This window comes from Lewinella sp. (genome assembly GCF_050633125.1).
Classification (GTDB): Bacteria; Bacteroidota; Bacteroidia; order Chitinophagales; family Saprospiraceae; genus Lewinella.
Genome location: NZ_JBOEFX010000034.1, coordinates 1 through 4983 on the forward strand (window position 1 = coordinate 1; position 4983 = coordinate 4983).

The following is a 4983-nucleotide window of genomic DNA, read 5'->3' on the forward strand; positions in this document are numbered from 1 at the left end:
TCACCAACTTTGATCAGCTGGTCAATCGTACCTGAGCCGCCAGGGTTACACCAGTCGATGATGTTCCATTCACGACGTAGCTTGTAGGTGCCTTCACACACATCGATACGAGGCTCATCTGAGTAGCTCGCGCCAATGTTGCAGTAGATTTCATCCAGGTCTTCGAAGCCGAAGGCGGTACGCAACCAGGGGTAACCTGTTCTTGAAGGATGAGGGTTGCCGTTGGCATCCACTGCATAGTCTTCATCACAACCCACCAGGGCTACTGTTGATGGGAACACCAAATCGCCAATCGTTGGCTTGCGGAAGGTAATAACCTGATCACAAGTAGCTGTGCGTGGAGCACCAATACATACGCCATCATAGCGATCAGAAACCGTGAACGTACGGGTAATCCGCTCTTCACCACAATCGCCATCAGCATCCGTAACATCAGACAAAGTCACCAGTACGGGGCCACAGTTGTCACCCACAACAGGGAAGCCTGTGAGGCCTAACTTCGCAATAAAGGCATTCAGGGCAGCAGTGCTTCCTCCGAAGAAGGCATCACGCGTCGCATTGAAGTCTAAAGTACCCGCTGCATCAGCGATCCAGCTTTGAGGCGTCTCGAAGAGGATATTGTTGATATCATTACAGACAAGGTCACGGGTTTCTTCTATAGAAACAGCTGTAAAGTCGCCATCGATAAGCCCTACGTTCTCATCAGAGTAAATCGTGATGTCCCAATCGCCTAACTGTGTCGTCAGCCAGTTGGTCAAGACCAGCGTATAAGTCGTATTTGGACTCAATGGTAAACTCATTCGTAGTGATGGATCAAATGGACTGTTTGGTGCCAGACCATTGTCATCAGATGATCCGATGATGTTCTCACAAGGAGAAGCAGGATCAAAGTCGCCATCAAACAGGAACAAGCTACCATCACCCCACTGTGTGTTCGCTACAATCGTGTAGATGTCTACAGGGGTAGCAAAATCAGGCGTAGTGAAGGTCAATACATCGTAGTTGTGCTCTCCATCAACCAGCCATACTTGCGTTAAGCAGCTATGCTCGTTGAAGTTGTAAGTAGCATCACTCGCTTCCAAAGTACCCGTTGCCTGGTAGGCATCGTAGTCTTGCGTCACACTGTCCGTGTCATCAGGACAATCGATCACTGGATCCGTTTTGTCTTCTGCGAAGATTGTTCCCCAACAGGTGTAGACAATCTCGCCGTCTTCCACAATCTGGATCATGTAGGTGTGTTCGCCACAGCCGTACAGTACATTGCTATCCGTTCCGTCAACCGTGATGATGAACTCATCAACACAGCCGTAAAGGCCCGTTAGAATCATGTCTTCTGTAATCGTAGCACTACAGTTCGCATCTAGGGTTACGTTCAGGTTAGCGATACAACCCAGTTCGATCGGAGGTTCTACAAAACCACCATCTACCGTCTCGATATCATCACCGGAGAACAGATCGTAGAATGGGGTCACAAAACCAGCGTTCTGGTCAGAGTCCGTCGTATCATCTCCGTTTGGAGAGTTTTGAGCGACTGCTAGTAAGATCGGTCCACACTCGCCCAGTGCCGTACTCGCATCAAAGATCACTTTGTAGCTACCAGGAGCCAGGTCTTCGAACTTGTAGTAACCGTTTTCGTCAGTCGTTAACACCAGCATTACTGGCTGACCAACATTATTCGTACCCATCAGGGTAACGGTCACTCCTTCGATCGGTAGGTCAGGCACTGCACCTGTACTTACCTGTGTATCATCATTATTTTCGTAGCTTTCATCAAGCCATACGTAATCACCTAGTTCTGCCGGGATGTAAGCACCGAAGTCGAAGCTCAAATCATCCTGCATATCAGGGAAGCCATTGATACCGCCGGGGTTATCACCCGTACCGTTTTCACCTTCCGGTAGGCCCATTGGGTCTACAATGGTGAATTCAACACCTGCATGGTCGTCGCTGTCGATAACATCATCGCCAGGAATATCAGACCAGGTTGGTACATAGTCACCAGGTAGGGTTGGTATACTGATACTGTAAGTTCCAGGGTTCAAGCCACAGAAACTGTAAATGCCATCAGTGGTGCCGTCATTTCCGGTCGTTACCGTGTAAGTGCGGTTATCATCCGTGGTGTTTACATCGCCGTCAGGACCAAACCATAACAGTTCTACATCTACACCATTGATCCCAAGATCACCGGCTTCGTCTTGTACACCGTTGCCGTTGTAGTCTTCCCATACCAGGCTTCCTACTTTACTGAGCTTGACTTTGTAGTCCTCTATCTCACCAAAAGGTACTACACCAGTTTGGCTATCAGGCGTAAGGCCACCATCGGGGCTCAAGCGAGCACGGATGAATAAAGATCCTTCGCTGTAACCAACGACGGTTGGTACTGGGAAGCAGTATTCGGCACCATCAACTCCGCCTGGGGGGACAATAGCATCATTGAAGACCAATTCTTCACCAGCACCAAACATACCGTCGCCGTTCCAGTCGATCCATACTTGTAGTACAGCATCTTCACCGGTCATGTTCATGGCACTTACCGTGATACATGACTCGTTGCCAGGAATGAATGGGTGGCTAAATACAATACCGTCTTCGTCGCTGCCATCGGTACAAGTACCGAAAGTAAACAGGCCAGGATCAGCATCATCACCTCCTTGCATCATGCCCGCCATGGCCTCGGGGATACCATCAATTTCTGTATCTACACATGATCCAAGCTTCAAGTCTTCACTCACAATATGGCGCGGAGCTTCGGGGCCCGTTGTTGTGTAGGTATCAGGTAAATCACCGTAATCAAAACCGATGATTTGGATCATGTAATCTTCTACTTCTCCACTATTAGCAATACCGGTAGAAGTCATTACTTCAGCCATCTCATTGGCCAGGCGAATACGTAGACCTAGATCCTGGCCAACTACTGAGGTTGCTGGAATAGGACCGACACTTACCGTTACGTTTGTTGCGCCATCAGCTACAGGAGCTGTAAATTTCTCCGTTGCAGGATCAAGGAAACCGTCCTTGTTGAAATCTACATAAACTGCTATCGTCGCTTCTGTTCCCGTCATGTTCATCACTGGAATGTCCAGGGTCGTCGTTTGCGTCAAGATGAACACTGGTAGGTTATTCATGTCCAAACCATCTTCATCGTCGGCATCCATCGTGCCTGCTGCGGCATTGTTATCATCACCACCCGTTGCACCTGCATCAGCACTTGGCTGACCGTCGACTTCATCATCTACTGAGTTACCAATTTTCAATAATACCTCATCAAGATCATTCGTCAGAATTTTGTGGGCAGGGCCGTTATCAGCAGCAGTCGTTTGGTAATCAGCAGGAGTAAGCGGAGCGTTGGCATCACCATTGGTGCCCGCAACTACGTCATTTAAGTCACCGTAATCAAAGCCCATCACAGGGATTTCGTAATCTTCCACCTCTCCATCAGGCGCAGGGCCATAAGGGCTCATCACCGCATCCTGATCCGTACTCAAACGAATACGAATTCCGATATCATCATTAAGGGTGGCCGTTAATGGTGGCGTCACTCCTACCAGGGTAACCGTGGTCGCCTGGTCGGGCACTTGGGCTGAATACATTTCATCAGGGCCAAATTCACCATCATTGTTCCAGTCGATATAGAAGACCAACTTCGCTTCACTACCCGTCATATTCATCACCGGAATGTCAATATCAACACTCTGGTTGGTCATAAACATGATACTCATTGGATCGAAACCATCTTCATCGTCCTCGTCCGTAACATCACCTGTAGCATTACTACTTTGTTGACCGTCGGCTTCATCATCCAGTAGTGATCCGATCTTGAGTAAGACCATATCGTCTTCATTGGTGATGATTTTATGCGATGGACCACCATTGGCACTTTGTGTTTGGTAATCCTGCTCGGCAGTACCTGCTGTACCATCAATGAGGTCACCGTAGTCAAAACCCATTACCATGATCTCGTAGTCTTCTACTTCGCCATCAGGGGCAGGACCGGTAGGACTCATGCTCGCGTCCATATCAGAACTCAGACGAATACGGAAACCGATTTCGTCATTGAGGGTCGTCGTAAATGGAGGAACAATGTCTGCTATCGTTACACTTGCAGCTTGATCAGGTACATCTACAAAGTACATCTCACCCATATCGGTAAAATCTCCGTTGTTGTTCCAATCAATGAAGACCGTCAACTTCGCAGGAGCACCCGTCATGTTCATTACTGGAATATCCAGATCAACGGACTGGCCGGTTACAAACATTACGCTCGTAGGATCGAAGCCGTCTTCGTCATCACCGTCTCCAGTGGCATCAGCGCTTGGTTGACCATCTAATTCATCGTCAATGGTATCGCCTATTTTTAACGTAACCATGTCATCTTCGTTCGTGATGATCTTGTGCACAGGGCCACCGTTAGCTGAAGACGTTTCGTAATCTTCTTCGCCAGTACCCGCAGCTCCGTCGACAAGGTCTCCGTAGTCAAACGCCATTACCATGATTTCGTAGTCTTCTACTTCGCCGTCAGGGGCAGGGCCCGTTGGGCTCATCGTCATGTCCGTTGTCAAACGGAAGCGCATGCCGATTTCATCGTTGATCGATGCGCCAGTTGGAGGTGTAATACCCGCCAGGATCGCGGACGTCGACTGATCGGCTACCGTTGTAAAGTACATCTCGTCTGTACCATCAAATACACCGTCGTTGTTCCAGTCTATGTAGACCGTCAACTTCGCAGGGCCGCCCGTCATGTTCATCACGGGGATCGTAAGATCTTCTGATTGACCACGGACAAACATAACACTCGTAGGATCGAAGCCATCATCGTCAGCTCCATCTCCATCGGCATCATCACTTGGTTGACCGTCTAATTCGTCATCTACAGATGCACCAATTTTCAGCGTAACCATGTCATCTTCATTCGTAATGATCTTGTGTACAGCGCCACCGTTAGCTGAAGACGTTTCGTAATTTTCTTCGCCAGTACCCGCAGCT

The 4983-nt window shown here is 48.8% G+C and carries 1 protein-coding gene; it reads right to left on the minus strand.

The window, feature by feature from the left end:
• Nucleotides 1–4983: GEVED domain-containing protein (locus ACRBG0_RS09035; protein WP_431486576.1), on the minus strand; the 4983-nt coding region annotated here is incomplete at both ends.